At 51.2% G+C, this 24,609-nt stretch carries 30 protein-coding genes and 1 tRNA gene; 18 read left to right on the top strand and 13 right to left on the bottom strand.

The window, feature by feature from the left end:
* Positions 1 to 278: 278 nt before the first annotated feature.
* The 3 genes from FIM25_RS04385 (at position 279) to FIM25_RS04375 (ending at position 3,074) form a co-directional block, all read left to right on the top strand.
* Positions 279 to 1,301, top strand: a complete 1,023-nt coding sequence (locus tag FIM25_RS04385) for a hypothetical protein (protein WP_139446700.1) — start codon at positions 279 to 281, stop codon at positions 1,299 to 1,301.
* A gap of 73 nt (positions 1,302 to 1,374) precedes the next feature.
* Positions 1,375 to 2,262 carry a hypothetical protein gene (locus FIM25_RS04380; RefSeq protein ID WP_139446698.1) on the top strand — a complete coding sequence of 296 codons (888 nt, stop codon included), beginning with the start codon at positions 1,375 to 1,377 and terminating at the stop codon, positions 2,260 to 2,262.
* A gap of 278 nt (positions 2,263 to 2,540) precedes the next feature.
* Positions 2,541 to 3,074 carry a hypothetical protein gene (locus tag FIM25_RS04375; protein WP_139446696.1) on the top strand — a complete coding sequence of 178 codons (534 nt, stop codon included), beginning with the start codon at positions 2,541 to 2,543 and terminating at the stop codon, positions 3,072 to 3,074.
* 35 nt (positions 3,075 to 3,109) lie between these two features.
* On the opposite strand, the gene FIM25_RS04370 is transcribed toward FIM25_RS04375, so the two are convergent.
* From FIM25_RS04370 to FIM25_RS04330, 9 genes are all read right to left on the bottom strand, one after another.
* Positions 3,110 to 3,448: a hypothetical protein gene (locus FIM25_RS04370; protein WP_139446694.1), complete on the bottom strand. Its 339-nt coding sequence runs from the start codon at positions 3,446 to 3,448 to the stop codon at positions 3,110 to 3,112.
* A gap of 28 nt (positions 3,449 to 3,476) precedes the next feature.
* The gene (locus FIM25_RS04365) at positions 3,477 to 3,671 is read right to left on the bottom strand and encodes a hypothetical protein (protein WP_139446692.1); all 195 of its coding nucleotides are present in this window, start codon (positions 3,669 to 3,671) and stop codon (positions 3,477 to 3,479) included.
* Positions 3,672 to 3,712: 41 nt separating this feature from the next.
* Positions 3,713 to 5,716: a terminase gpA endonuclease subunit gene (locus FIM25_RS04360; protein WP_179953153.1), complete on the bottom strand. Its 2,004-nt coding sequence runs from the start codon at positions 5,714 to 5,716 to the stop codon at positions 3,713 to 3,715.
* Between the two features lie 4 nt (positions 5,717 to 5,720).
* Positions 5,721 to 6,302: a hypothetical protein gene (locus FIM25_RS04355; protein WP_139446687.1), complete on the bottom strand. Its 582-nt coding sequence runs from the start codon at positions 6,300 to 6,302 to the stop codon at positions 5,721 to 5,723.
* Between the two features lie 176 nt (positions 6,303 to 6,478).
* A complete protein-coding gene (locus tag FIM25_RS04350) occupies positions 6,479 to 6,781 on the bottom strand; it encodes a hypothetical protein (protein ID WP_139446684.1) in 303 nt (100 codons plus the stop codon).
* A gap of 1,077 nt (positions 6,782 to 7,858) precedes the next feature.
* Positions 7,859 to 10,228 (bottom strand): phage/plasmid primase, P4 family, encoded by a 2,370-nt coding sequence (locus tag FIM25_RS04345; protein ID WP_139446682.1) that lies wholly within the window; start codon positions 10,226 to 10,228, stop codon positions 7,859 to 7,861.
* 10 nt (positions 10,229 to 10,238) lie between these two features.
* Positions 10,239 to 10,418, bottom strand: coding sequence for a hypothetical protein (locus FIM25_RS04340; RefSeq protein WP_139446680.1), 180 nt, complete (start codon positions 10,416 to 10,418; stop codon positions 10,239 to 10,241).
* Positions 10,406 to 10,864, bottom strand: coding sequence for a hypothetical protein (locus tag FIM25_RS04335; RefSeq protein ID WP_139446679.1), 459 nt, complete (start codon positions 10,862 to 10,864; stop codon positions 10,406 to 10,408). The genes FIM25_RS04340 and FIM25_RS04335 overlap by 13 nt, the downstream gene beginning before the upstream one ends.
* Positions 10,865 to 10,961: 97 nt before the next feature.
* A complete protein-coding gene (locus FIM25_RS04330; protein ID WP_139446677.1) occupies positions 10,962 to 11,162 on the bottom strand; it encodes a hypothetical protein in 201 nt (66 codons plus the stop codon).
* A 539-nt stretch (positions 11,163 to 11,701) separates the two neighbouring features.
* On the opposite strand from FIM25_RS04330, the gene FIM25_RS04320 reads away from it, so the two are divergent.
* From FIM25_RS04320 to FIM25_RS04270, 11 genes are all read left to right on the top strand, one after another.
* On the top strand, positions 11,702 to 12,271 hold the full coding sequence (locus FIM25_RS04320) for a helix-turn-helix domain-containing protein (protein WP_139446673.1): 570 nt from the start codon (positions 11,702 to 11,704) through the stop codon (positions 12,269 to 12,271).
* 65 nt (positions 12,272 to 12,336) lie between these two features.
* Positions 12,337 to 12,762: a hypothetical protein gene (locus FIM25_RS04315; protein ID WP_139446671.1), complete on the top strand. Its 426-nt coding sequence runs from the start codon at positions 12,337 to 12,339 to the stop codon at positions 12,760 to 12,762.
* 48 nt (positions 12,763 to 12,810) lie between these two features.
* Positions 12,811 to 13,266, top strand: coding sequence for a hypothetical protein (locus FIM25_RS04310; RefSeq protein WP_179953152.1), 456 nt, complete (start codon positions 12,811 to 12,813; stop codon positions 13,264 to 13,266).
* 29 nt (positions 13,267 to 13,295) lie between these two features.
* Positions 13,296 to 13,520 (top strand): hypothetical protein, encoded by a 225-nt coding sequence (locus FIM25_RS04305; protein WP_139446667.1) that lies wholly within the window; start codon positions 13,296 to 13,298, stop codon positions 13,518 to 13,520.
* Positions 13,517 to 13,753: a hypothetical protein gene (locus FIM25_RS04300; protein WP_139446665.1), complete on the top strand. Its 237-nt coding sequence runs from the start codon at positions 13,517 to 13,519 to the stop codon at positions 13,751 to 13,753. The genes FIM25_RS04305 and FIM25_RS04300 overlap by 4 nt, the downstream gene beginning before the upstream one ends.
* A complete protein-coding gene (locus FIM25_RS17005) occupies positions 13,750 to 13,890 on the top strand; it encodes a hypothetical protein (RefSeq protein WP_179953151.1) in 141 nt (46 codons plus the stop codon). Before FIM25_RS04300 ends, FIM25_RS17005 begins: the two co-directional genes overlap by 4 nt.
* Before the next feature lie 10 nt (positions 13,891 to 13,900).
* A complete protein-coding gene (locus FIM25_RS04295; RefSeq protein ID WP_139446663.1) occupies positions 13,901 to 14,518 on the top strand; it encodes a DUF5906 domain-containing protein in 618 nt (205 codons plus the stop codon).
* Between the two features lie 47 nt (positions 14,519 to 14,565).
* Positions 14,566 to 14,907, top strand: coding sequence for a DUF4258 domain-containing protein (locus FIM25_RS04290; protein WP_139446661.1), 342 nt, complete (start codon positions 14,566 to 14,568; stop codon positions 14,905 to 14,907).
* A gap of 9 nt (positions 14,908 to 14,916) precedes the next feature.
* Positions 14,917 to 15,399 carry a MerR family transcriptional regulator gene (locus FIM25_RS04285; protein WP_139446659.1) on the top strand — a complete coding sequence of 161 codons (483 nt, stop codon included), beginning with the start codon at positions 14,917 to 14,919 and terminating at the stop codon, positions 15,397 to 15,399.
* 315 nt (positions 15,400 to 15,714) lie between these two features.
* Entirely contained in the window at positions 15,715 to 15,951 is a 237-nt protein-coding gene (locus FIM25_RS04275; protein ID WP_139446655.1) for a hypothetical protein, read from the top strand.
* Positions 15,952 to 16,137: 186 nt separating this feature from the next.
* On the top strand, positions 16,138 to 16,341 hold the full coding sequence (locus FIM25_RS04270) for a helix-turn-helix transcriptional regulator (RefSeq protein ID WP_139446653.1): 204 nt from the start codon (positions 16,138 to 16,140) through the stop codon (positions 16,339 to 16,341).
* On the opposite strand, the gene FIM25_RS04265 is transcribed toward FIM25_RS04270, so the two are convergent.
* Entirely contained in the window at positions 16,326 to 17,555 is a 1,230-nt protein-coding gene (locus FIM25_RS04265; RefSeq protein WP_139446651.1) for a tyrosine-type recombinase/integrase, read from the bottom strand. The genes FIM25_RS04270 and FIM25_RS04265 overlap by 16 nt on opposite strands.
* A gap of 215 nt (positions 17,556 to 17,770) precedes the next feature.
* A tRNA-Sec gene (locus tag FIM25_RS04260) sits at positions 17,771 to 17,868 on the bottom strand.
* 86 nt (positions 17,869 to 17,954) lie between these two features.
* On the opposite strand from FIM25_RS04260, the gene FIM25_RS04255 reads away from it, so the two are divergent.
* The 3 genes from FIM25_RS04255 (at position 17,955) to FIM25_RS04245 (ending at position 20,242) form a co-directional block, all read left to right on the top strand.
* Positions 17,955 to 19,106, top strand: a complete 1,152-nt coding sequence (locus tag FIM25_RS04255; protein WP_139446649.1) for a M20/M25/M40 family metallo-hydrolase — start codon at positions 17,955 to 17,957, stop codon at positions 19,104 to 19,106.
* Positions 19,106 to 19,564 carry a phosphatidylglycerophosphatase A family protein gene (locus FIM25_RS04250; protein WP_139446646.1) on the top strand — a complete coding sequence of 153 codons (459 nt, stop codon included), beginning with the start codon at positions 19,106 to 19,108 and terminating at the stop codon, positions 19,562 to 19,564. Before FIM25_RS04255 ends, FIM25_RS04250 begins: the two co-directional genes overlap by 1 nt.
* Positions 19,565 to 19,633: 69 nt before the next feature.
* Positions 19,634 to 20,242 carry an NF038143 family protein gene (locus FIM25_RS04245; protein ID WP_139446644.1) on the top strand — a complete coding sequence of 203 codons (609 nt, stop codon included), beginning with the start codon at positions 19,634 to 19,636 and terminating at the stop codon, positions 20,240 to 20,242.
* A 108-nt stretch (positions 20,243 to 20,350) separates the two neighbouring features.
* Here FIM25_RS04245 and FIM25_RS04240 read toward each other — a convergent pair whose 3' ends face one another.
* Both FIM25_RS04240 and FIM25_RS04235 read right to left on the bottom strand, forming a co-directional pair.
* Positions 20,351 to 20,587, bottom strand: coding sequence for a hypothetical protein (locus FIM25_RS04240; RefSeq protein WP_139446642.1), 237 nt, complete (start codon positions 20,585 to 20,587; stop codon positions 20,351 to 20,353).
* 259 nt (positions 20,588 to 20,846) lie between these two features.
* Complete coding sequence (locus FIM25_RS04235) at positions 20,847 to 22,589, bottom strand: YeiH family protein (RefSeq protein ID WP_139446639.1); 1,743 nt, start codon at positions 22,587 to 22,589, stop codon at positions 20,847 to 20,849.
* A gap of 497 nt (positions 22,590 to 23,086) precedes the next feature.
* Here FIM25_RS04235 and recA point away from each other — a divergent pair, with 497 nt between their 5' ends.
* Positions 23,087 to 24,202 carry a recombinase RecA gene (gene recA / locus FIM25_RS04230; RefSeq protein WP_139446638.1) on the top strand — a complete coding sequence of 372 codons (1,116 nt, stop codon included), beginning with the start codon at positions 23,087 to 23,089 and terminating at the stop codon, positions 24,200 to 24,202.
* Positions 24,203 to 24,609 lie beyond the last annotated feature (407 nt).

Raw genomic sequence — 24,609 nt, 5'->3', positions numbered from 1 at the left:
CTGGTCCGCCTTCTGGCGGAGGGGGCTGCCGGTTCTGTACAACAGAACACAGCAAGCCTGGATCCCGATGGGTGACTGGTGCGGATCATTATTCCGCCATCCCAATAAAATTGAAATTTCAGATGCGAATTCAGACAGGCCACCTGCACCATTCTGAGTTAACCGTAATCAAGCAAAAAAAGAGGTGACGCTTGAACAGGAGAGGTGTTTTTTTACTTGACAGGTCCTTTAAATGGGTGACCCCTTTTAGCTTTTGAATAGAATGAATAGGAGAAAAAATGGACATCATAGACCCAAAAATAACAAAGATATATAAAGATTTTCAAAAAAATGATTTATTTCATTTTTTACAAAATTACAGAGAAATAGTAGAAGAGAATGAATTTTTTCGATATTTTGACAGGTTAGTCAATGAGTATATTCAAAAAATTCAATCTCGATCTAAAAAAAATTTTCCAAAATTTAAAGTTCATAACGATGAACATCTAAAGGAACACGCATTTGCTGTCAACGTCCAAAGTGAAGAGAGTGATATTTACAACATAGTTCAGATTAATTTACTACTTAGACAAGTTAAGGCAATACAAAAAAAGATACAAAAATTTAAGGAGAACGACAATATATACAAAAGCCATCGTATGTACGGATTGCTTCAATTCTTAAAAGAAATCTATACAGATTCAGAATCATTTTTTCCCATTTTAGAAGCCTCAAAAGGCATTAAACCAGAATCATCAATTAAACGCTCAAATTTTATTACAAGCGGTGAAATATATGGTTTAGCAGATAATATACGGTATGGGTCCTTTAAAATAACAAATCAAAGAGTTTCAATCGCAACGAGTATTTTTTTAATAAGGCAAGCACTTGAGGTTAAATTATTTTGTGCTCTTGGAATAGATAATATTCAAAATACTGATGGTTCTATTGTAAAGCTAACACCAGATAGGTTGGTAGATTTCTACTTTAATCATAGTGAAAACATTATTATGCCTAAAACCATAACCAAATCTGTAATAAAAAAAATACACTCATGGACCCATAATTATATTCATACTGGTATTTTGATTAATCATTGGTTAATAGACTTTGCGCTTGAATTATTATCACCATTAATGGGGTTGAAAGTTGATGAAGAGGCAGAGAGATTTCATATTAATGGCGGTATATCAATTAAAAAACAATACTATGATAATCAATTATACGATGATTTAATGATCTATTTAACAGAGAAAGTAGGGTTAAAAGATTTTGTCATAAATAAAATGGCGCCAGCTAATATTGAAGCAATGCTTATTTAATAGCCTAACATGGCGCTTCACCGGAAGCAAAAAGCCGCGCCGCCCCGTTAAAATTTTTGGAGTTAACACAAATATGAATCTCAGAGATAAATTCAAGTTAAAGGTATTGCAATCGAATGGTACTCAATATGAGATGTTCTTTAATGAAGTAATGAAGAACGCATGTCATGAATTCCAAAGTGTAAAACCTCATGGTAATATTGGTGATAGAGGAAATGATGGTTGGATTCAAAGAACAGGTGCGTATTTTCAGGTTTATGCCCCAGAAGAGCTTTTTAAGAATACTGAAGCTGCTAAGAAAAAGGTAAAATCGGATTTTATAACGCTAAAAGCCTATTGGGAACAAATATCACCTATTAGATCATTCTTTTATGTAGTAAACGATAAATTCCAGGGGGTTTCTCCCCACATTTCACTAGTTTTAGAAGAAATTAAAAGTGAAAATAATCTTGAAAAAACAGGTGTATTCAGTACTTCAAATTTAGAATCAGTTTTATTCCGACTCCCACAAGAATCAATTTGTTCATTATTAGGTGTTAGTCAACCACAAGTCGATCAATTATATGATGATAGAAAGAAGGTTAGAGAATTCTTGGATAGTATGGCTTCTGTTTTTGATGAGCTCTTTAATTTAGGACGCGAAGCTGGGTACTTTTTTCCAGTAAATGTATTTACATTTATATCAGAATGGACGGATAGTGATTGGCAGTTTAGACGATTATTGTCTTCGAATGAAAATATTCAAGACCACCAAGTAAATATGCGGTCTCAATTAATCAAAATGCACAATCAAGTACGAAATGATAACTACTATGAATATATAGGTAGAAGTTTTAAGTATAAACCCCCGTATGATTTAGATAATAGAAACGAATTAATTAAGTCAAAAAAAGACTCTATGGGGAAATTTATAAATAAGTTTGCTGAGTCTTATGTTGTTGTAAGTGATTATTCGACGTGAAATTCTAATAAGTGCTTGAACTGTGGCCCCGGCTTACGCGAGCGTTTTTGCAAGCTAAAAGGGGGCAGACCCCTTTTAGCTGCTTTTAGCTCGGGCGTTGTGGGCCAATTGCGAACCTATCAATAATTCAAAATACTATGAATAAGTCAAATATCACATCTTTGGTCGAGGAATTCAATAAGACTGGAATTACCAGTTCGACTCACTATATTCGGTCGGTAGAAAACGAAATCCCTATTATTTCAAATGTAATTCCAGAAATATATAATTCGGATTTCATGAAACCTTACTCTCCTCCAAAGACTTTCAAGAAACAAGTTGAACTTCTTAAAAGTATTCAAGGTTACATCGATCAAATTCAAGAATTACATTTAGACACTGGTTCAAATGGTTATTTATTCCAGTTGAACGAGTGCCATAGCAATAGCGAACACCTGTTTAATATATTGAAATACCTTCAAAAACAAAAGCTGGTTTCAAAAAAAGACAAAGTTGAAATCGTTTTTGGTTATATTTCCATGCTGATCCCATTCGGCACATTAGTTGGCAACGTCATGGTAGAATGTGAGCATGTTATTCTTCACGAATGGCATGTTTGGAACTATATGAATGGTTGCTTGATAGACCTGAGTTTGTTTCATCAAGGCCTGAGTATCGACATAAATGCCCAAATATCATCGTGGGGTAAAGCTCAAGACCATGTTTTTATAATGCCACCCCCTAATGTGGCCTACTTAGGCAGAGCATTTTCAGATATTCATAAATTCAACAGTAAAGTAAAGAAACACTTCCCTCAAGACCCACAACAATGACTTTAGGACAAAAGAGATCAGCCCCTTTCCATCTTTCATGCCTTTGAACCACCCCCCAAAGGCACTGTCCAGCGCATACTTTCAAGTTTTTTGAGAAAAAGTTCATCCTCTTTTTCCGAGTTCTCAAAATCAGGAATTTTTGACCCCATAAATATCAGACGGAATCTGGGCTTTTTACCGTAAACCTCCATCTCAAATTCCCTCACCGCCTCACAGGCACTTTTATAGTGCGGCATATTCACCACCCAGCTTTTCCTGTCCCCGCACCAGATCACGGGGCTGGCATCGGGCTGCATGGCAATGAAATCCCTGAAATGCACAGCCGCCCAGTACAGTCTTTCGATCATTTCCTCTGAGATATTTTCCGTTTTCATGGCCTTCTCCTTTCTTTCCTGTTTCCCCTCACGCTGCCCCCCGCCCAATCCTCTCCCGCCGCCATTCATCCACCAGCTGCATGTCCGACTGCCACTCCGTTCCGATGATCTGCCGGGCAGGAAATCCATACTCCTGAATGGCAATCTTCACCCTCGGCGCACTCATCCGCGCGTAGGCACAAATTTCCTTTAAGCCCACAAGGGCCGTGGGGCTGGTTTTCATGCCGCCTCCTTTTTCCTGTCCGTCTTACCAATTTCCATGGCTCACATCCTGTCCCGCCAGCCGGGAACCTTGCGCCCCTTCTCCGGTCTTTCCCCCTTCGGTCTCCGGGGCGGAGGCGGTGCGGCTTCTTCCACCACATTCACCCGATCCTGAAGGAGGTTCACGCCGCCGCCGGGCCATTCCCACAGGGCCTGAGCCAGAGCAATGCACTCACAATCCAGAAAATGATTGTCTTTTCTGAGCTGCACCCAGACCTGCCGCCCTGCCTCTTCCCGAAGCTCTTCCGCCGTGATCTGGCGCAGATAGTCCGATCCTTCGGCCACGCCCTCATGGAGATAGCCCGCATGGCCACGGCCCTGAATGGCGTTTTCCAGACGCTCGAAAAAGGAGGTCTTGAGCCGGTTGGGGTCCAGCAGCATGAGGCGCGCGCCGGAGCGCAGCTTCTTGCCGGATCGGGTCTGRCGCAGGGGGTTTCCCAGCTTGCTGAAGGTGGGGAGGCTGGTGGATGCGCCCTTGGTCACCCAGACCTGACATCCCCGACAGAGGCCCCATCGGCTGTCCAGCCAGAGATAGGCCTCGTCCCGCATGGTCTGGCCCGTGTCGTAGGCGTTGCCGCCGGAATCTCTGGCCGCCCGCCAGATCTTCATCCGTAAGCCCGGTTCTCCGTCGATGGGCCAGCTTCGCTCATACAAGAGATGATCCAGATCCGCCTCGTCCGGCGAGAATCCGCTTTCCACCAGCCAGGAGTTGAAGTGCCTGTCCCAAGCGCGAACCACCCAGAAAAATCCCCCGTGCTGCTGATCGATGCCGCAGGTGAGGGCCACGGCCTCATTGGCCACCATGCCGGGGGCAAGGGAGCAGCGGGCCTTGAGGGCTTCGGCCTCGGAGGTGGATTCCAGAACAATCTTCCAGGGTTCGGCGGCGTAGTTGTTCCAGAAATCCCGCARRGCGGATTTGCTGGTAAGCCCCCGGAGAAAGGAGGCCGCRCATTCCGAAAGGGTCACAAAGAGGGAATTCCATCCGGGAAAATGCACMCCCACACGGCTGGGGCGGGAAGATTGCAGGGCGGATGCAATGGAAAGGCCCTTGTCTCGGGAGCGCCATCTGCCGTGGCGCACGGCCATGTCCCGCTTTTCATCGTCCCAGCGGGAGGGGCAGTGGCTGCACTCGTACCAGGCCAGATGCTGGGAYTCCACCCGGGAGGCMTCCGCAGCGCTGCCTTCGGGCCATCGGATGCGGCTGAAGGCCATCTTCTGCTCCCTGCCGCAGTCCGGGCAGCGGACRTGCCAGTCAAAGATCAGCTCCGCCTCCTCTTCCATGAACTTCCAGATGGGGCCGTTCTCCGTGGTGGGCGTGGAGAGCATGAAGATCTTCGCCCGTCCCAGACGGCGGAARGTGGTGGTGCGCTTTTCCGCAAGCTCRATRGGCCCGGCCTCGGCCTTGTTGGAGGTGAAGGGCATGTACTTGTCCACCTCGTCCAGCACCACGGTGTCGGCGGGRTCCGAGGCAAGGCTTGCCGGAGATCCCGACCAGCCGATCTTGATCCATGTATGGGCCAGCTGCACCGAAAGCCCCTGCACATCATCCACATACCCGGTGAGGTGCCGGGAAAGCTGCCGGGTATGGCGGATCATGGGCACGATGCGCTTTTTCATGACATTGCGGCCCGTGTCCTTGTCCGGATASACAAAAATCACCTTGGCGCTCTGCTGATCWATGCGGGAACCCACCATGTTCAGGGCGGTTTCCGTTCCTGCGGACTGCACGGACTTGCACAGCCCCACCTTCACCACAGAGGGAAAATCCAGAATCTCCATGATGCCCTCGGCCCAGGGCGCGTTCTCGTGCCGCCACGGGCCTTGGATGGCCGAAAGGGAGACGTAGCGGTATTTTTCCGACCAGTCCGCTATGGACATGGGCGCTGGACGGCGCATCACCCGCCGCACCCCCGGCAGGGGCTGAAAACGGATGCTGTGGCCTGAATGGCGGATGACGCTGCGGTAGGTCTCCGGCATCCATGAGGGGATGGGCTGCTGCATTTCCATGGGGTCATCCTTCTTCCAAAAAATCCTTTTCATCATCTGCGTACTTCAGGGAAAAGGCTTCCGTGCGGGAAAGCCGGTGCATCATGGCATCCCACTCCTGACGGAGCAGATCCCGGCCAAGGTTGGCCTTGGARCCGTCTCCGCCCACCATGCGGGAGATGTCCGGCATGAGGCGGTCCATGAGCTGCTTGGCCGAGGTGTCGAGRAYCTGAAGCAGGCCCACCAGCATCTGATCCACCTCGTTTCTGTCCACCAGCTTCTTTTTCTCCCGTGCCAGCTGAAGGGCCACCATCTCCCTTTTCTGGGCCATCAGCTCCAGAGCCAGAGCMCGCTTGGCGGCGTTGTCCTTTTCCAGCTGACGGGCGGCGGTGATRGGGCTGCCGCCATCGGTCTTTTCCAGCTCCACCCTGGTCACATAGGCCAGAACTTCCGTTTCCGTAATGGGCTGGCCCTTTTTGTAGCGGATCAGCCCGCTCTTCTGATCCTGATAGAGCTTGGTCTTTTCGATGGAAAAGCCCTCTCCCTGCAAAAACCGCAGGACGTCCATCAGGGTCTTGAACTCCCTTTCAGGCGGGGTCTCCTCCATCCCTTCTCCTTCCATGACTTTTAAACCCACAACCTGCGCGAGGCCCCTGTAAGCGGGAACCTTTGTGCGCTCCTTCCGGCCTCTTCAGCCGGGTGTCTGCCAGCCCAATGGTCGGGCTTTTTGGGGCGTGCAGCAGCGTCATCATTCTGACGGATATCAGCCCAAACAGACTGGAATCACGAACTTTTCCGTTTTCCGTTCCGTTTTCGACTTTCACTGTGCACGAACTTCGCGCCTCCGCGCCCCGTACAGCGCCGGGGGCCGGGTAGTACCTTGGCCGGTTCAAAGACGCTGGTTTCCGTGGGGGGCAGACGAATGGCCCCATTTTCCAGCAGGGTTTTCAGATCCTGATTGGCAGCCGTGACCAGTGCCACGGCCATGGTGAAAAACTTCCAGCGTTCTGAGTCCTCCGGTGAAACAGCGGGCCTGGCTTTCAGGACAATCCGCCAGTGCGGATCTCTGGCCAGAGAAATGCCCATAGGTTTTGACCTCAGGAACTCGGACAACGCCACCACGGCGGGGTAATCCCGCCAATGGATTTGTCCCTCCAGTGAGGGATTCCGTCCGGTCGGGCTGCCAGTGCAGCCTGCAAGGCCCGGATCCGGGGACTCGTTCCCGGAAAAAGCCTCCCCCGGTACGACGGGGGCACCCGTAATGCCGCAGGACTCAGCGTCCTTGACGGCGGCCCGGACCTCAGGGGCCGGGCTATCAGCAGGGACCAGTGTCCCGTGCTTTCCCTCCAGTGAGGGATTCCGTCCGGTCGGGCTGCCAGTGCAGCCTGCCAGGCCCGGATCCGGGGACTCGTTCCCGGAAAAAGCCTCCCCCGGTACGACGGGGGCACCCGTAATGCCGCAGGACTCAGCGCCCTTAGCGGCGGCCCGGACCTCAGGGGCCGGGCTATCAGCAGGGACCAGTGTCCCGTGCTTTCCCTCCAGTGAGGGATTCCGTCCGGTCGGGCTGCCAGTGCAGCCTGCAAGGCCCGGATCCGGGGACTCGTTCCCGGAAAAAGCCTCCCCCGGTACGACGGGGGCACCCGTAATGCCGCAGGACTCAGCGCCCTTGGCGGCGGCCCGGACCTCAGCGGCCGGGCTATCAGCAGGGACCAGTGCCCCATACTTTGCGAAGATGACGGCAGGATTCACGCTGTCCCGCCCTGTTTTTCTGCTAACATACTGATTTTATGGACTGGTCTGGGGGTGGCCCAAATTTGTCCCGTATTTGTCCCGCCCTAAAACCTTGTAAGGTATTGATTTTTATAGGGTGGTCCGGGTGGTCCGACCTGTTTTCATAATAGTCAGAAAAATTAATACACACACATACGCGCGCGCACGCGCACACGCGCAATAAGTTGGAATTAGGGCGGACCACCCGGACCACCTTGAATAAGTGTCCGTTTTTATTCGGTGTGGCTGTCCCATATTTGATCCCGTAGGGCGGGACAAATACGGGACAAATTTGGGACAGCACGATATTTCGTGAGCCTGTCCCGCCCTGTCCCAAATTTCGGGACGCGGTTTGGGCCGGGTGGGCCAGACCTCTGGAGGGGTAAGGGGCCATCATGCGCCACCTCCCACATAGGCAATGCCATGTACGGCATATTCACGGGCCTGTCCCACACGTCGGCGCACATTGGTCAGGTTGCGCTGTGCGGAGAAAAGCTCCTTGAAAAAATTATCTCTGCCTAAGGCGCTGTAGCCGTTGGCATCGCAGTATCCTCTGTAGCCCTTATAGAGGGTATCCTTGGCGGTGAGTTTGCTGGCATCCAGCTCACAGGCATCCTCAAGGAAGGCCACCACAGGGCTGTTGGACCTTCGGTACTCCTGCATCAGCTCCTGGGTTTCGGTGCAGTCCGTAAACCGTCCCTGCTCCCATACGCGGTGCAGGCCGACCACAGACCACTGGAAGATCTCGGACAGCTCATCCATGAGCTTGGGTTTCAGGTGGGGATCAATATCCGGATCATTGTCCATCCACTGGTGCTTAAACCTGATGGGCAGCCAGCGGCGGAAGTTCCCGTCTGAGTTGTCCAGCACACGGGGCAGCTTATTGGCCGCAAAAATCAGCTTGCAGAAGGGTTCAAAGTCAAAGGTGTCTTTGTGCTTGAACGCCGCCTGTATGGTATCTCCGGAGGTGATGGCCTTGAAATACTGGCTCTCGATGGCCTTGCTGCCCACCTCCGTGGAAATGTTCACGGACTTCCCGTAGAGGGAAGACCTCAAAAACTGATCCTCCAGCTCGTGCAGGCCCACGGAGGCGCAGTTTGCCACCCCCACCATCTGGCGCAGGATGTAGAGAACGGTGCTTTTACCGTCCGATCCATCGCCCAGCAGCAGCATGCACTTGCTCAGGATGGGGGGCGCTCTGCGGTCCAGGCAATAGCCGAAAAACTCCTGCAGCTGCATGATGACTTCGGGCGTCTGGATGTTCTGCTCCAGCATGCGCAGCCATGTGCCGCAGGTCTTGCCTTCCCTCGGATACCAGACCACGGGCAGCTCCACGGAGGCGTAGTGTTCCGGATCGTGGGGCGTAAGCTCCAGCGTCTTCAGGTTCAGTGCGCCGTTTTTGACCGTCACCCAGTCCAATTGATCATTCATGGCCCGGTCAGATGGCATGGCGCTTAAGACCTTGGCCTGCTCTGCGGCATCGCTCACACGGGACATCTGGGATTCCGTTCCCAGAATTTCTATGCCTGTTTTTTTGATGATATCCAGATCCACCCGCTCCCAGACCGTGCCGGACCATCGGTACAGAAGGCCCGTGCTGTGATCGTAATTCAGCCTGAATTTTTCCAGCAGCCTGTTGGCCAGAAGCCTTGGGCGGAAGGACATGCGGCCATTCACGCCCGTTTCGAAAAAATCGGCCGCCTCGCTGTTCAGGGGGGCTTCGGGCTGATGATAGATGATGGCCGAAGCCATCAGTTCCGCAAGATCTTCTGAGGTTTTGCGATGTCTGACAAAAAAATCCGTCAGATCCTGCCCGTCTTTTTCGGGATATCCGCCGTCTTCGTAGCGGCCCATGAAATCCGGCCATTCCAGAATACGAACGGAACGGGCCACCTTTGCCAGAGCCGGTGCGGAAAACTGCAGGGCGGCTATCTGTCCTGCCTGATCCGCATCAAAGCAGACCACCACATCCCGGTCTTTAAAGAGGGAAAGCAGATCCCGGCTCCATTTGCGCATCTTGGATGCGGTCATGGTGATGGCGTTAAATCCACGGGACAGGGCGCAGATGGTGTCCGGCTCGCCCTCACACAAAAGAAGGGTCCCTTCCGGTTCAGGCCGGGCGGGAAAGGGCATGGCATCGCCGCTGCCAGAGGCCCATGAGATCATTTTCCCCGCACGGCTGCCATCGGGAGCCGGGCCGGGCCTGTACAGCCGCATATTCCTGACAGCTCCTGTGCCGTCGAATATGGGGATGGCAATGCGGTCCGGTTTTTTGGGAATGATTTTTCCGTTTTTGGCCTGATAGCAGGTCTGCAGACGGATACCCAGATCCGATACGGTCTGGGGCGTCCAGCCCCTCAGGGTACAGATCCTGTCCATCCACTCCTTTGGGAGCTCCGGCAGATCGTTGTAAATGGCATCCAGTTTGGGAGGAAGGTGCTGACCGACAGGGGCGGATGCCGACCACGGCTCCGGCTTATCCCCGATGCCGTGGGTATGGCAGAAGGCCTTGAATGCCTCCCTGTTGTCGGAAAAGCCCTGTGCATGGCCCCATAACTTGATGAGATCGCCGGAAACACCACAGCCCAGGCAGTGGAACACGTCCTTTTCAAAATTATATGAAAAAGACGGATTCTGCTCGTCGTGGAAGGGGCAGAGGCCGATTTTTTCAGCCCTGTTATTTTTGCGTTCCGTGACCGCAAAACAGGTTTCGGCAATGTCTGCCCGCTGCTGGGCGGTCATGCGTTCCGATGCAATCCCCATAAGGCTCTCCTTATTCGATCACAAAGCCCGGCGAACCCTTGCCAGGCCCCGGACGGGTATGGATATCCAGCAGATGCCCTTCCACCAGCAGGCGGAAGGCGGCATTTTCTTCATTGTTTTCTGTCAGCTCCAGAATGCGGGTGGATTTGCCCGCGCCATGGATGCCGGATACGGCGATCAGGCCTCCCATTCTCCCCCCTGCCGTATGGTGTCTTCAAAGAGTCTTCGGACTTCCATGACTTCCCTTTCCAGATTGCCAATCAGCCGGGCGGTTTTGACCACCGTGGCCGTTTCTTTGGATTTAAGCCCTTCCCGGAGATGCTGGAGCAGGTTGCCCGTGTGGATGACCACATCTTCGATTTCACGGCTGAGGCTGTCCGTCTGGGGTGTGGCCAGATCAGAAACCGGCATCAGACGCCATCCCGGCGGTTCCAGCAGCATTTTGATGGTGGGGCTTTGGGTCACGGCAAAGGCGGCGCGGATGGCCCGGATGTCCGGAGTGCGGCGGGGATCGGCGCAGTATTCATAGACGGTGCGTGCCGCCATGCCTGCCATGGTGGCCACCTGCGGAACCAGCACCTGATCTTCACGGTTCTGGATCAGGGCTTCATACAAAATGGCGTTGATGTCGCTCATGGATGCTCCTTTGACTGGCCTGTTTTTTTCCCCTGAAAAAAGCTATGGAAATACTTTATGGAGAAGGGCGGAAGGGCTGCCTTCCGCCCCCTGAAAACTATGCCAGAGCCTGTTCCGGCGGTGCTGTCTGCACAAGCTGCGGAGATTCCATCCAGACCACTTCCTGGGGAATGCCGTCCTTCAGCTCCTTTGGAAGAATCCCGTACCGTACACACCCGTCGTGGTGTTCTGTCCGGGCTACGACAAACCCTTCAAAGCCTGTGAACCTGTCCTTTGCCATACTTCCGAGTTCAATCATGATTTCACCTCATTGAAAAAGTGTTGAAAGTGCCGGAACCTTTTCGGCTGGAACCACCAATGGGCTGTTTACCCGCAAAAAACCGATGAATTTTTGCGTTCATCCTGACTTTGAATCTGCATATTCTTTTTCCGGATGCTGGCAGATGGACAGGCAAACCCCGCCAAAACCGCAGGGACGGGAGCATCCTGCCCGGATTTCCGGGCCATCAGCCAGGGGTAAATAGTCCCCCAGTTCTGTTCGATGACGGACCATGTCCCCATTTTTTCCGGCCATAAAAAGGCGCAGGGTGGAAGGCAGAAAAATTCGGCAAGCTTTCCTGCCAAATCCAGAGATGGGACCGTTACACCATTTCTGGATCTGTTAATCGTCTGGATGGTACTCCCGACGGCTCTGCTCACTGTTTTGTCCAACGATCTCGTTTTCATGGGTACAGTAATAGTATTGCGTTTTTTACAAGTCAAGTGATTTCTCTTGTGTGGTATTACTGGTTACATTTTTTTTCTTTATCTACCGGACTCACAGTGTAGGATAATTGTATGAACGAGCGCATGACCATACACCAGTTGATAGATGAGAGGATAAGAACCCTGGACATAACCCCCAAGGTACTGGCTGCACATATGAATGTGACCGAAGCCTCTGTTTCCAGATGGCGGAGGGGCATTGCGGAGCCTAAGCCCCAGTTATGGCCGGAATTGTTTGCTGTTCTCCAAATCACACCGGAAGAGGTCTTGCCCCCTGCCAGCGGCAGGTTTATCCCCTCAGCGCTAATCCACCCTGTGAGTCTGCCCGATGAAAAAAACCTGAAATCCGGCCACCCCAGCCGCACAGCACCCACGGAGCAGGCCATGGTTGATGTTTATGAATCCCGACTACAGGATATGCGGACTGCTCTGGAACGGGCAGACAAGCAGAACGAACGCATGGCAGACAGGGTTGACAGACTGGAAAGCCGTGTGGATGAGCTTATGAAAACTGTGGCAGATCTACAGGCGGAAAAATTAGATCTGTTGCAAAAAATCACTGATCTGACACATGAAAATATCACTCTGAAAACCGAACTTGCCCATCCACTCACCCCCCAGAGAGCCTCGGGGGAGTCATAGCGGCACGCTTTTCAATTAGTCTGGAACGGAGATCATGCAGGGACCGGCGGCAGCAGGCCATTCCTGTGGATGATGACCGGCGTTCTGTAGTTGACAGGCGCTCCAGTGCCCATTCCTGTGTGGATGGCATACTGGTGGCGTGCCGCAGGATCAGACGCCTGCTGGTAGAATGGCTATGGGATCACGGCGGAACGGATGTCGCACGGATCATTTCCACCAGAAACAGGATTCTGGATGCCCATTGGGGTATGTGGAATGAGGTGCTGGGTTATGATATCCGCATGCTTCAGGAGAATCCATCCGGTTTTTACATTGACCATGAGGAGCGTCACGACCTGATAGACGAGGTCGAGGATGTTGGTGCAGCAAGGCGCATTGTCCGCCTGCACAGACCCACCCGTGGCCCGCTGACCATGGATATTTTTATGCTGCAAAAGGACGACAGGCTGTTCTCCTTCATTAAGATCCTGACTGAAAATCCGCAAAAATAAAAAACTGCTTTAAATAACTGAAAAAGCACGCTTCTGATTCCCGGAGGCGTGCTTTTTTTTGCGCTTTATCACACGCCCTGTAAAAAATACTTGACTTGTAATAATTTTACGGGCAAGTTTTATCCAGATTGCACGGAAAATCACAAACAGGAGGCAGGCATGGAAACGATCAATCATTTTGATTCGGATCTGGATTTTAAGAATAAAGAGGAAGCAGAAGCTTTAACGTTCAAAAGGAAAGCACGCATGAGGACAATAAACCGCTTCGTGATATGCACCCGAGGCTTTTCTTTTGAAGGGTGTCCCCCTGTGCTTCGTAAATTCCTCTGCCTTCCTTTTTTCTTCAAGCTCTTTGGGAAGCTTGGAATTTTCCACTTGAAGATAGCAAAGGGATTCTTGCAGGTGGCCACATTCCTTTTCGAGCTGAGCAATTTCATCTTTGATCAGTACCAGTCCCCAGAAAAGAACAAAGCCCCTGCACGGCGGCCACCGTACAAGGGCTGATACAAAACCACAATAAAGGGAGAATACCCATGACCCCAAATCAAGTCAACGGTTTTTCAATGAAGGGACGACGGCGGGAAGTAATGGCTGTAATGGCCATCCTGAAGCGCCGTCACCGCACCACCGGAGATCTTCTCCGGTCCATGGCCCCCACCTCCACGGCGGAAGCCGCCAGAGTGCCAATCCATAACGGCCTCAGGATCTTCCCACCCGTCAGCACGGATATCCACACCATCACAGGAGGTGCCGGATGATCTTCGCAGACCCCAAAGAATGCAGGATTGAAAGAACGTCCTCCACCGCAGCTCTGATGGGACCGGATGGTCATGCCCTGATATTTATGACTGAAAAAGTGACGGACAGGCAGCTCTGGTACATTCTCGACATCCTGAACATCACCTATGAGTTTGGCTGGAATATGGGGAGGACGTATCAGATGTCGTCTCTTCTGGATAGAGGAACCCTGAGCGTACAGGAGGCTTCATGAAAACAGATGCGCTGGAAATGGCATCCCGCCGCTATGAGCAGTGCGGAGAGGCACTGGAAAAGGAGAGGGCCAGACGGGAGGCAAAGGAACGCAGTCTGGTCCGGGAGCAGGTTTTCCGTAAAACCCATCAGAAATAAGGAGACTTCCATGATGGCACAAGCTACCCATGCTACACCCCAGACAACCCCTTTTCATCCCGAAGCCGGATGCCCCGGATGGCTGCAATTCCTCGAAGAGAGCATACAGGATGCTGCAAGCATTCACGCCCTGCGGGAATGGATGGCCGCATGTCTGGGGGATGGTCCCAATGAAAAAGCCCTGTACCTCCATGGTGAAATATGCAGCGGCAAAAGCACTCTGCTTTCTGTGCTGGTGGGGCTGGCCGGAGACGAAAACATCGTGGGTATTGATTTTTCGGATGCCGTTAGTGAGTTTCACTGCGCCAATATCCGGGGCAAAAGACTGGTCATTGGCGTGGGAGGCCCGGACCCTGCCAACATGCCTCTCATCAAGGCCCTTCTCAGCGGTGAAACCATCGCCGGGAAAGAAATGTATCAGCAGGCCTTTGAGTTCAAACCGATATGCAGCCTCGTTTTTCACCACAACACGGCCCCGGATTTTGAAAGGCTCGGAGAAGGCTGCCGCAGACGGATGCTGGTCGTGCCGTTTCGGGGTGCCTTCACAGAAAGCCAGAGAGATCCGAACCTCAAAAACTCTTTGCAGGAAGAACTCCCGGCAATCCGGGCGTGGGTGGAAGCTGTTTAGGGCAGAATTACACAATCATCACAATTTAAACCCATGAAGGAGGTCCCATGCACGTCTCCCTCACCGAACACGCCGAACGCCGTATGCGGGAACGCAACCTCGGCCTGACCCATCTGCTGGCCGTGCTGTCTTCCGGGGTGGCCATGCCCAACCGGGATGGCCGCATGCTGCACCGCCTGGAAGATTTCTGCGTCATATCCAGCCGAAGCCGGGATACCCTGCACATCATCACCTTTTACCGCTTGCGGGGAAGTCCTGCAGCAAAACCCAGACGCCCACTGGCCATGGCCAGAACCAAGGGCATTGCCAGAAAAAGCGGCCTTCGGGATCCTAATTTAAAGCGCAAACTCAAATCCGGCCACATTCACTGCCTGTGGTCCGCAGCCTGAGGAGAAGCCATGCAACCTCTCAGAATTGTTTCAAGGGAGCTGGAGATCCCGCTTCCCACCCTGCATTCATGGATACGCAGCGGCAGAATTTCTTCGGAAAAAAGCCCCGGCGGCGAGCGCCTTGTATCAGCGGATGAAGTCCGCAAGCTGCCCCGGTTTCTGCGGAGATCCGCCCAGCCCCCGATACCCGATGAAGATGCGGCGGACATCCGGGAAGCCATGCGCCTTACGGGCTGGCATTCCACCACCATCAATAAAAAAGCCGTCAGAAATGAAATCCGGAGCTGCATCACATTCCGGGGAGGCAGGCTTTTTTCCAGACAGCAGCTGCTGGAAATTCAGAAAGCCCAGGGCAGGGCCAGAGAAAGGGCAAAGATTCTGCACCGGGGCCGGAAAAAATGCACCTGCTGCGGCAGGCAGCCCGTGGCACCGGGGCTGAGAATGCTCTGCAGAAGCTGTTATCTCAGGGGAGATGCAAGGGGGGATGTGTGAAAACAGGAAAGGCGGATGGGAATAAGAAAATGGCCTATGTTGCCTCAAAAAACGGGAGAACATACGCCATCTGCTCCGCAGACCCAGACTGTGCGGCAGATCTCGCTGACAGCCTGAAAGCATGGTCTAAGGAGGGCGCAGAAATTGAACTGCTCCCGGCATCCAAGGCAAAGCGGCTGTTTTGTTCAGGTCTGCCACAGCCGGAACATGAAAATCAAATGTCCTTGTTTGGGGAATGGTGATGCAGGGCGTATCCAGAGAAAAGGCGTTTCCCCCTTTAAAAACATCAGCCAGCAGCAATTTTAAGGAGGCCCCATGTTTGAATGCCCATACTGCCATCAGAAAACCAAAAGCACCACCATCGATCCCCTGTTCATCCACGCCATGCTCCGGGGGGATGCCGCCTGCATCACCTGTGCTCACTGCCGCTTCGCATTTTTCGGACGCATAGAGGCGGTCTGCATGGGGTCTGTTGACCCTGCTTTCGTGGGTAGTACACCTGCTCCATATCGGGGAGCTGCGGATATTCCCCACACACAATATCATCCATGATGGTGCGGAAGCTCTCCATGGCGGACAACAGGGCCTCGGCTTTGGCGTCTGCCCGAGGGTAGGCATTGCGCAGGGGCAGGACGATCTTTCCTATCCTCTTCCGCAACTCAAAAAGCTCTTCACCCTATTTTTTATGTTCTTCCAGACTGATTTTTTTCATTTTGCACCATATATATGGAGGTTGTCATGCCGAAAAACGTAAAAACAGACGCATATATGACCAGGGCAGAGGTTGCGGAGCATTTTGGTATTACTGCCCAGAGCGTATCCAACCTATATCGGGGAGGGAAGCTCCCGCCTCCGTTGGTTCTGGGGCGCACCTGCCTTCGCTGGCCCCGGCACATCATCGAAAATTTTTATCAGGCCCAGCAGTCTCAATCCAGCCACTGATCCCAAGCGCTGTCATCATGCCCCCCGGTCGGATCCACCTGCACCGGGGGCGGCATGGTTTTCAGGGTGTCCAGCCAGTCGGCCCAGGCCTGCATCATCTGTATCCTGTCCTCCACAAACTCCGTCCTGTTGTAGGCTCTGCCCAGTGCATCTTTCACCCGGTGACCCAGCTGCATCTCCACAATGCTTTCCGGATATTTCAGCGTTTCCACCAGATGTGTCCGTGCCACAGCCCTCCAGCCATGCCCTGTCATTCTGCCCTGATATCCCAGAGAGTCCAGTGCTGCTTTAATGGCCATATCACTGATGCACCTGTTTTTGTGTCTCAGGGACGGAAACACGTACTCACCAAGTCCGGTCAAGGCCCTGAGTTCAACCAGTATTTTCATGGCCTGCCTGGAAAGGGGTGTGATGATGTCGGTTTTTGTCTTGGATGTCTGCCAGACCCACAGCGCCCTGCTCGGGTTGATCTCCTGCCATCGCATGTGCCGCAGCTCTCCGGGCCTGCAGAAGATCAGGGGCAGCACCCGGAGGGCTGCTTTGACGACAGGGCTTCCGGTGTAACCGTCCATGGACCTCAGCAGCGCACCCAGTTCCACCGGGTCCAGAATTGCCACAAAATGCTCCACCTTACGGACGGGCAGCAACCCCCGCAGATCCTGTGTCGGATCCCGCTCCGCCATGCCCTGTCCGACGCAATAGCGGAATACCTGACCCATCAGATTCTTGACCCGCTGTGCCGTCACCAGATGCCCGGCGTCACAAATGACCTGCAGGCGGTCCAGTATGGTGGGCGCTGTAATCTGATCGGGCCGTTTCCCCTTAAAATATGGATAGACGTGCTTTTCCAGCAGCAGGCGGTTTCTTTCCTGATGACTGGCCTGTACCTCACGGCCATGGACATGGATCAGCCATCGGGAGGCTATGGCCTCAAAGGTTTTTTCCTCGTCCGTCCGGGCTTCTTCTCTGGGGTTTTTGCCATCGGCAATCAGCCTCCGGAGAGCCACTATCTGTTCCCGTGCCGCCTTAATGCCCAGCCCCGGATATTCCCCCAGCCTCATTTCCTGCGCTTTTTTTTGAAAATAATACCGAAAAACCCAAAATTTACGACCGCTCCGCTCGATGGCTAAAAAAAGCCCGTTGCCGTCCCTGAGTGTAATTCGCTTTGCTTCGGGAGTTGCCGCCTCTATCTTGGTATGGTTTAAAAATGCCATGATATAAGCCTCTTGCTTAAATATGTGGTCAGGTGGTAAGCCCTTTATTTGGACACATCATGGACACATTATTTAAATTCTAACAAGGCTTTTTTAAAGGTTTTTTCCCTTTTCGACCATCACCTGAAAAAGGGCAAAAAACAGACCGAAACCCGCATGAATATTGACTTTCAGGCAATAAAAAAGGCCTCCCTAAGGAGACCTTGAATGTTATATGGCGGAAGTGCATGGGAATCGAACCCACCCGGGACGGTTTTAGCGCCCCACACCGGATTTGAAGTCCGGGAGCCTCACCAGTAAGCTGCGCACTTCCGAAACGCAGACAGAAATGATATAGAAACTTCTGAATTTGTCAACCGCTTTTGCGGTGAACTTCAACCCCACTTTCCGGAGATTCCAATGATTCAGCCCCAGCGTATCAGCGATATGTTTCTGCAGTTGGCAGGCATTGATTCCCCCTCCCGTGAGGAGCAGGAAATAGCAGTCTTTTTAAAAACACAGCTTGAAGCCCTCGGAGCAGAGGTTTCCTTTGATAATGCAGGTGAGGCAGCGGGAGGAACCGTGGGAAATCTCCTTGCGTGGCTTCCCGGAACTTTGGATGTGGAACCTCTTTTATTTTCTGCCCACATGGATACTGTTGAGCCGGGAAGGGGAGTAAAGCCTGTTTTTGAGAACGGTATTTTCCGAAGCAGCGGGGATACCATTCTGGGTTCCGATGATAAATCCGGCATTGCCATTATACTTGAGATGCTTCACTCCCTGAAGGAAAGCAGCATACCCCACGGGCCCATTGAAGTGGTTTTTTCCATCTGTGAGGAAATTGGTCTTCTGGGTGCCAAGCTTATGGATAAGTCCCGGCTGAAATCCCGCTTTGGATATGTGCTGGATGCATGGGATATAAACAAGGCTGTTATCCGTGCACCTGCTGCCAACCGTTTTCGCTTTGTGGTTCATGGTAAGGAAGCCCATGCCGGAGCAGAGCCGGAAAAGGGCATTAATGCCATCGTACTTGCTGCAAAGGCTGTGGCGGTCTGCCCCGATGGCAGAATTGACCATGAGACCACCTGCAATATAGGGAAAATTGAGGGAGGAACAGCTACAAATATTGTTCCATCCTCTGTGGTGGTCCTTGCGGAGGCCCGCAGCCATGATCCGGAAAAACTTGAGAAACTTACACGGCAGATAACAGAGGCATTTCAGAATGCAGTGGCCGAAGCAGGGGGAGGGGAAGCGCCCTCTGTTGCTCATGTGGAAGTGCATGTGGAAGAAGATTTTCCCCATACCTGCATCCCTGAGGATGCACCCGTGGTGCTGCTGGCAAAGCAGGCGGCGGAAAACCTTGGGCGGACCATGAAAACCGGCTCTGTAGGCGGCGGTTCCGATGCTAATATTTTTTTTAAGCATGGAATAGAGGCCTGTGTCATAGGCACGGGAATGCGTGAGGTTCATACCTTAAGGGAACATGTTTTTCTTTCGGATATGGTGGAATGTGCCCAGCTGCTTGAAGAAGTTGTCCGCATACACAGCCTTGGAGCAGGGGAGGAGAATTGATGCGAATGCCGGAAAATCCCGTAATGTTTCTTGCTACTTTCGGTGGCACGGGAAATGCAAAAAAAGCGCCGGGTACCGTGGGAACCCTTGCTGGGATTCCATTCTGCGCTCTGTTGCTGCTGTTGCCCCTGCAGGTTCAGATGTTTGTTGTAATGACGGCTATATTGCTGGGAATCATGGTTTGTGAGAGGGCTGCGGAAGAGCTGGGAGAAAAGGATCCCTCCTGTGTGGTGCTGGATGAGGTGCTGGGTCTTGCCGTTACCCTGATGTTCTTTCCTTTATCGTTTTTTACTTTGGTGCTGGGTTTTTTTCTGTTTCGTTTTTTTGATATTGTTAAACCATGGCCCGTTAATTTTTTTGATGAAAAAATTCCCGGAGGTGCGGGAATTGTGCTGGATGATGTGGCGGCAGGGCTTTGTGCGCATCTGGTTCTGGCTCTTATTTTGTATGTTTTTTGAAATGTAAGCCCTGCGGCATTTTGCTTTGGTGGCGCTTATGAAAGTAAAGTAATCCCTCAATGATTTTTTATGGAGCAGACATTGGCACTTACACTGGAAGAAAAGCAGGAGATTATTCTGGCAGCAGAAAAACGTAAGGCTTATGCTTTGGCCCGGGAACTTATCCAGAAGCCGGAGGCTTCAGTATGGATGATTTTGATCCCCATACTGTTTATCCATCATGCCTTTAATATTCAGAAATATAAAAAGAGCATCCATGGTTTTGCGGAAAATTATATAAAAACCCGTGAGAAAGCACTGGAGCTGGCCTTTTATTCCATGAAGGAAGAAAAAGGGGTAATCATAAACCTTGAAAATTGTTTTCCTTCGGTGGAGATGCATGAGGAAAAGGAAGTTCGCATCTGTGAGAAACAGCTTGAGGAGATCCGTCTGTTCTTTCATCATTATAAGTTGCTGATGGATGCCCGGGGGAAGAGTTACGAAGCCATGGTCAAGGCAGCCTACGGCGAGGCCGGAAAGCTGAAAGCCTTTTACAATGCTTTGGAAAAGGCAGAAAAGGAAGTCTTGCGCTATGTTAACAAGAGCTTTCAGACCAGTGAGGCTGCTTTGGAAGTGACAAAGAGAATGGAAAAAATTGCTGGCGGTATCCGGGAGAAAGAAGTGAAGGAGGTTTTTTAAGACTGCTGCTGATCCGCTAGCCTCCTGACAGACAAAAAAGCAGGTAGTCTGAATGGTCTGAAAACGTCCGCAATGAATAGCCACTGGTTTTTTGTTGCGGATGTTTTTTTATTGCTCTGATCGCCGGATGCCGGACCGCATATGGGACTGGGCAGTGAAGGTTTCTTCAGACTGGGTGTAAAAATACTGGTTGGCATCAAGATCTGCAGCAATGATAATATCCATCACAGGCCGGATCACAGGAAGGGTCTGCATCCATGGCAGTACAAGGGCGACTGCAATCCAGAAACCTGCCACACCCATGATTAGTTTGGCTATGCCGGCTAATGTTTTTTTTTCTGACATTCCCTTACCTCCGCTTGAAAGATTTATAGTAACTTCTGAATAACTTAAATTTAGTTCTTTAAATTTAAATCTTTAAAAAAGGACTAATTGTCCATCACTGGTCGAAACGAGTTCAAATCCGGTACAAGTTACTCTATGGCAGGACGCCGTGACACGGCGTGCGCTGCTATTTCAGTATGGTCTTTTTACCGGATTCGAATAAAATTTTCCGTCCGTATCCCATCAATGCAGAGGATACGGACGGAACTCTCAGTTTCTTTTACAGGCTTGCTGTAATGTCAGGGAATACAAGGAAGAACATGATGTATGCCATGAGCAGGGTCAGGGCGAGGTTAAGGCTCTGACCGCATACATAGAGGATAACAGGTTTGCCACCGGTAAAGTGTTTGGCCATTTCCCTGAAGTTCGATGTCAGACCTATGGAGGCAAAGGCCAGAATAAAGAACCATTCACGGCAGGGACGGCTGAAACCGCGAAGTACGCCCTGATCCAGCATGACGTCCCCGCGGGCGCCCATGGCTTCGATCATGATGGAAAAGACTACGGATGCGGCAATGAAACCGAGAACAAATTTGGGGAAACGATACCAGATCTCCATTTTCTTAACGGTCTGGCCTTCAACACAATCCACCTTGGCACACCAGTATACGGCCACACCAAAGGCAATGGCACCTATCATGATATTCTGGATCATTTTGATGGTTGCAGCAACAAACATCCCTGTTTCACCAAGGAAGGCACCTGCGGCAACAACGGCACCCGTAGAGTCGATGGTGCCACCTATCCAGGCTCCGCCCAGAACTGGATGCATGCCAACGGATACGATGAAGGTGGGCAGAGCGATCATCATAATGGCTGTGAAGAGCATGGACATGCCGATGGCAATGGTGAGCTCTTCCTTGGTGGCACGGCAGGCCGCAGCCGTAGCAATGGCCGCTGAAACACCGCATACACACATATCCGATGATACGGTTATGTTCAGGGTTTTTGATTCCATCTTCAGAACTTTCTGACCGAAGATGTAGGTCAGTACCAGAACCGTCGGCGTGACCACCCATGCCACAAAAATGCCGGGAAGGCCGATGGCAAGGATTTTACCGAAGAGGATTTCAGCACCCAGAAGCACAAGGCCTGTTTTGATGAAATATTCGGTCTGGGCTGCGTCTTTGATGAACTGTGGAGTTCCTATGGTATTGGCAATGAGCATGCCGCCGAGGATGGCCCAGATGAGAGGACCAAAGCCCCAGCTTCTGAGGGTGCTGTTGGCGCCGATGATTTCTGAAATGATTGCAAGAAGAAAAACAAAGCCAAACCCTTTAATGAAGTTGGCTGTGTTAATGTTCATTACCGTCGTGCCTGCGGCAAAGAAAAGCATGAAAATAACACCGATGCCAAACAGGTAGGGAATTTTATTATACGCCTGGGTTCCTGTCTGGGAGCGGGCCCTGCTTTCGGCACTTCTGGCGGAACGCCACTGGGAAATGGAGCCTTCGGCCTTTTTGTTCAGCTCCGTATTCTGGAAAGCAGCATTTGCGGCTGCTGCCTGATCTGCCTCGGCCTGTGCAAGGGCTGCTTTGGTTTTTTCCTGGGCTGCAGCGTGTTTTTCCTTTGCTCCCTCCCGTATTTCAGCTGCCCTTGCTTCCGTAAGGATAAGGGCTTCCATGGGGTTGGAGGCCCATCTTGCAGGGGTTGCCAGCCATTTGGCAATGGTTTTCCCATGGGATTCATTACGGGCTCGAAGGCCTGAGAAGGAATCATTGGCTCTGTGCCATTCAAGAGTATGGAAGGGGGCACGGGCATCTTCGGCCTGCATGGTACGCTGGGCCTGGGCAATTTTCTGATCCATATCCGCAGGAGGTCTGGGTAGAAAAATGATCAGGCCAACGATAAGAATAATGATACCAAGCCATATGGCCCACCAGTCCTCTTTCTTATAGAGTTCAGACCATTCCCATTTTGCCTGATCCACAACAATTTCCGGCTGTCTGCTTTGTCCTGACATAGTTAAAACTCCTTGAAATAATAATGGCTTTAGGTTTTACATCCATAATTTCGATTTACCCGGTTTTTAAGAACCTCATCCGTGGATGCAGAAAATATTTTTCGGGGGATTTATGGGGCCAAATATTTTCTGGAAGAAGAAGCTGTCTCTTACCGGTTCTTTTCAGGGTAAACGAGTGACAAGCTCACAAAGCTGAATTAGCAAAGCAAAATGAATGCCGTAATTGTTTTTTTTTTAAGGATGGAAAATATATCATGATATTTCAGGCTGTCATCCACTGTGTTTGATTTTAATAAAAAAATACAAGGCAGTGGTGCAGCCCTGGGGATGCATATGGCGTTGCCATGGGTGCAGTCTCGTGGATGCATGCTGGTGCAGGCAGGTTCTTGGGCTCTCCGTGTATTTTTTTCTGGTTCAGGCGGGTTAGTGTTTTCTTATGCTTTAGAAAAAGGTATGTAAGAACTTTTGTAAGAAAACCAGAACAATTGGGAGGGTTCATGAGTATTTCAGGGGATAAGGGAAAGGCCATTGAGTCGGCCATGGGACAGATTGAACGTCAGTTTGGAAAAGGCGCCATCATGCGCCTGGGCAGCAAGGAAGTAATAGCGGTTCCCACCATTTCCACTGGTTCCCTGGCTCTGGACAGAGCCCTTGGCATCGGTGGTCTGCCCAAAGGACGTGTGATAGAAATTTATGGGCCGGAGTCTTCGGGTAAAACAACTCTGGCCCTCCATGCGGTTGCGGAATGCCAGCGTGTGGGTGGAATAGCAGCTTTCATAGATGCGGAGCATGCTCTGGATACCGCCTATGCAAGAAGGCTGGGTGTTAATGTGGATGAGCTTCTGGTTTCCCAGCCGGATACCGGTGAGCAGGCCCTTGAGATTGCTGATATGCTGGTGCGCAGTGGGGCTGTGGATATTCTTGTCATTGATTCCGTTGCCGCACTGGTTCCAAGGGCTGAAATTGAAGGGGAAATGGGAGATGCCCATATGGGGCTTCAGGCCCGTCTCATGAGTCAGGCCCTGCGTAAACTCACTGCCACTATTGGCAAGACCATGACAATGGTGATTTTCATCAACCAGATCCGTATGAAAATCGGTGTTATGTTCGGTAATCCGGAAACCACCACCGGTGGTAATGCTCTCAAGTTCTATGCCTCCGTCCGGCTGGATGTGCGTCGTGCCGCAGCCATCAAGGATGGTCAGGATGTTACGGGTAACCGTACCCGTGTCAAGGTGGTGAAAAACAAGTTGGCTCCACCCTTTAAAGAGGCTGAGTTTGATCTCATGTATGGAGAAGGTATTTCCAGAATCGGTGACCTGCTGGATCTTGGTGTGGAAGCTAATATTATAGAAAAAAGTGGCGCATGGTATTCCTATGACGGCGAGCGTATCGGTCAGGGCCGGGAGAATGTGAAAAAGTTTCTGAAGGAAAATGAAGAACTGTTTAATACCCTCTATGTCAAGGTAAGGGAAAGTATGGGCATTGGCCTGTCTTTGGCACCTGAGAAGGATGAAAAGGCTGCAAAAGCAGGAAAGAATGCCAAAGCACCCCGTGAAAAAAAAGGGGAAGAACCTTCCATGTTTGATGATGCAGTACCCTCCGATGAATAATCAGAATGATTGACTGGATGGAAAGTGTCCGGGCAGTGAATTTATATCTGAATATTTGTAACTGTTCAGCAGGGTTTTCCAAGTATCATACCTGCAAGACAGATGCACAGGCCCCAGGCTATTTGCCCGTGACGCAATCTTATTCTTAGATCTTCTTGCCCTGTGCGGAAGCGGCAAAAACTCGCCGCCACAGGCAGGATAAGCTTTTTTATTACCATAGCAGGCCTTGGTACGTTGCCTTTGTGGCGGCTCAGACAGTTTGCCGCTTCTTTCGCACAGGCCTGCAAAGCTCTGATCCGAAACGATTGCAATGTCACTTGCAAATAGCCATGGAGCCTTGCAACAGTACGAAGCTGCTGTAACTACAGCATTGGCGGTTCGGAATAAGCTGTGCTGAATAATTACGA

The organism is Desulfobotulus mexicanus, assembly GCF_006175995.1.
GTDB lineage: Bacteria > Desulfobacterota > Desulfobacteria > Desulfobacterales > ASO4-4 > Desulfobotulus > Desulfobotulus mexicanus.
Note: the sequence above shows the minus strand (reverse complement) of the source record. Positions and strands in the feature narration are given on the sequence as shown.